The following is a 2446-nucleotide window of genomic DNA, read 5'->3' as shown; positions in this document are numbered from 1 at the left end:
CCGGTCGCCGGCGAGGCGCTCGGCGTCGTCGGCGAGCCGGAGCGCCTGCGGGGCCATGCCGGCGCCCTGGCACGCGAGCGCCCACCGGCCGGTCACCCAGACCCGCAGGTCCACGTCGCCGGCCGTGGCGGCCGTGCCGCGGGCGGTGCGCCACCAGCGGTGCGCCGCGGGCATGAAGCCGAGATCGGTCAGCGCCGTCGCCATGAGAGCGGCGAGCTGGGCGCTCACCCGGCACAGGACGGCGCGGTCGGTCCCGCCGGACGCGTCGATGGTCCGGCAGAGGTCGGCGATGTCGGCGCTGATGTGTCCGACGAGCGCGTGCGGCGGCGTCGTGGACATCGCGCGGGCGTGCTCGTGGACGGTCGAGACCCAGTCGTCGGCGGTCCCGGTGCCGCCCACCCGGCTGCCGAGGTCGACGCGCAGGTTCTCGACCGCGTCGACCGGCACGGCCGCGTGGACGGGCTCGCCCGCGTCGACCGGCACGGCCGCCTGGACCGGTACGGCTGCGTCGACCGGCACAGTCGCGTCGACCTGTACGGCCGCGTCTGCGGGCTCGGCTGCGTGGACGGTGGCCGCGAACGCCTGTGGTCCGTTCTGCCCGCTCAGGACGGCGGTCGGGCGGCCGGAGCGCTGGAGCGGCGTGAGGACCTCGACCGGCGGTTCGCCGCCGGGCGGCGCTTCACGCGCGCCGGCCTCCCACGGCGGGACGTGCGGTCGCCCGCCGGCTGCGTCCGGCGGGGCCGCGAGGGAATCCTCCGCCTCGTCCTGCTGGCGCTTGGTGGCCGCGACGATCCGGTCCAGCTCGTCCACGCTCAGCCGCAGCGCGTGGGCGAGCCTCGCACGGCGCATGCCCTGGGGCGTGAGCTTGCCCAGCTCCCAGCGGCTGACCGTGGCGACGTTGACGCCGATCTCGTCGGCGAGCGATTGCTGCATCGAGAATCCGGCGCGCACGCGTGCCCGGGCCAACGCGGATCGGGGCGGCATCGTCCTCCCTCGGATAGGCGGCACGGCACATTGTCGCGGTTGATCATCCCCTTTTTCCGTCCTATCGGGAAATCGGCCTTGCGGGTCGGTTGCCGTGACCTGGAACGACGTCTCGAAAGCCGAAACGCCTGATAGTGCGCCCGAAACGCCTATAAGACGTCCAATGGACGCGCGGAAAGGCGGCCGTCGGCGAACCGCGCGGTTTCCCGCCGTCCTGGCGAATCCGTATCGGTCGGCGCCTCTGACAACGCCGACCGATACGGCCGTCCGCGGCGTCAGAGGCGGACGTTCCCGGCGCGGCCCCGGCGAGGCGCCGACGCGTCCTCGGCGAGGCCGATCCGGTGGTGGAGGCGGGCGAGGGGGACGGGCGCCCACCAGTTGGCGGGACCGGTCAGCCGCATGACCGCGGGCACGAGGAGGCCGCGGACGACGGTGGCGTCGACCAGGACGGCCAGCGCGAGGCCGAGGCCGTTCATCTTCAGCACCGTGTTCGAGGAGGTGATCAGCGAGCCGATGGACAGCGACACGGCGAGGGCCGCGGCGGTGACGAGCCGCCCGGTGCGGGCGATGCCCGTGACGACGGACTCGGTGTGCCGCCCGGAGGCGGCGTAGCGCTCCTTGATGCGCGACAGCAGGAACACCTCGTAGTCGATCGACAGGCCGAACGCGATGGTGAAGGCCAGCAGCAGGGTCATCGCGTCGAGCCGCCCGGTCACGGTGAAGCCGCCGACGAGGCCGCGGGCGTGCCCGTCCTGGAAGATCAGCACGATGGCGCCGAAGCTCGCCGACAGGCTGAGCGCGCCGAGGACGAGCGCCTTCGCCGAGACGAGCAGGCCGCCGGTGAACAGGAACAGCAGGACGAACGTGCAGCAGGCGATCGCGCCGAGCGCCAGGGGCATGGCCCGTCCGATGGCCGACAGGGTGTCGGCGGAGTGGGCGGAGACGCCGGTGACCAGCCGGCGGCCGGGCGCGGGCACCGCCCGGACGCGGTGCAGCAGGCGCGTGGCGGCGGGCGACTGCGGCTCCAGCCTGCTCGCCACGTTGAGCAGCACGGCCTTCCCGGACGCGTAGCGCCCGGGCGCGTTCCCGGTGCGGCGGCCGCGGGCGTAGGCGCCGGTGGCCGTCCGGACCGAGACCACGCCGGGACGGGCCGACAGCCGCCGCGCGTAGCCGTCCAGGCGGGAGCCGGCCGGTCCGGACGGCAGGACGACCGTCAGGCCGCGGCCGAGCGGCTCGCCGAAGTCGCGGCCGATGCGGTCGGCGACGGCGTGGGCGTCCACGTCCGCGGGCAGGCTGCGCTCGTCGGTGAGCCCGAAGCGGGCGTGCCCGAACGGCACGGCGAGCAGCAGCAGCGCGAGCGCGCAGCCGCCGCCCAGCAGCACCGGCCGCCGGACCGCGGCCTCGGCGATCCGCCGCCAGGTGCGGTTGTCGGCCTCGTAGGGGTTGGCGGCGGCGCGCCGGG

Annotated in this window: 2 protein-coding genes; both read right to left on the bottom strand. The window is 75.3% G+C overall.

Annotated features, from left to right (window positions below):
- Positions 1-984: helix-turn-helix transcriptional regulator (locus tag E1300_RS49035; protein ID WP_131764092.1), on the bottom strand; the 984-nt coding region annotated here is incomplete at its 3' end.
- A 275-nt stretch (positions 985-1259) separates the two neighbouring features.
- A partial coding sequence (locus E1300_RS49030) for an MMPL family transporter (protein ID WP_165503358.1) occupies positions 1260-2446 on the bottom strand: 1187 nt, incomplete at its 5' end.

The organism is Actinomadura fibrosa (genome assembly GCF_900659615.1).
Classification (GTDB): domain Bacteria; phylum Actinomycetota; class Actinomycetes; order Streptosporangiales; family Streptosporangiaceae; genus Spirillospora; species Spirillospora fibrosa.
This window is presented reverse-complemented; position numbering and strand designations above follow the sequence as displayed.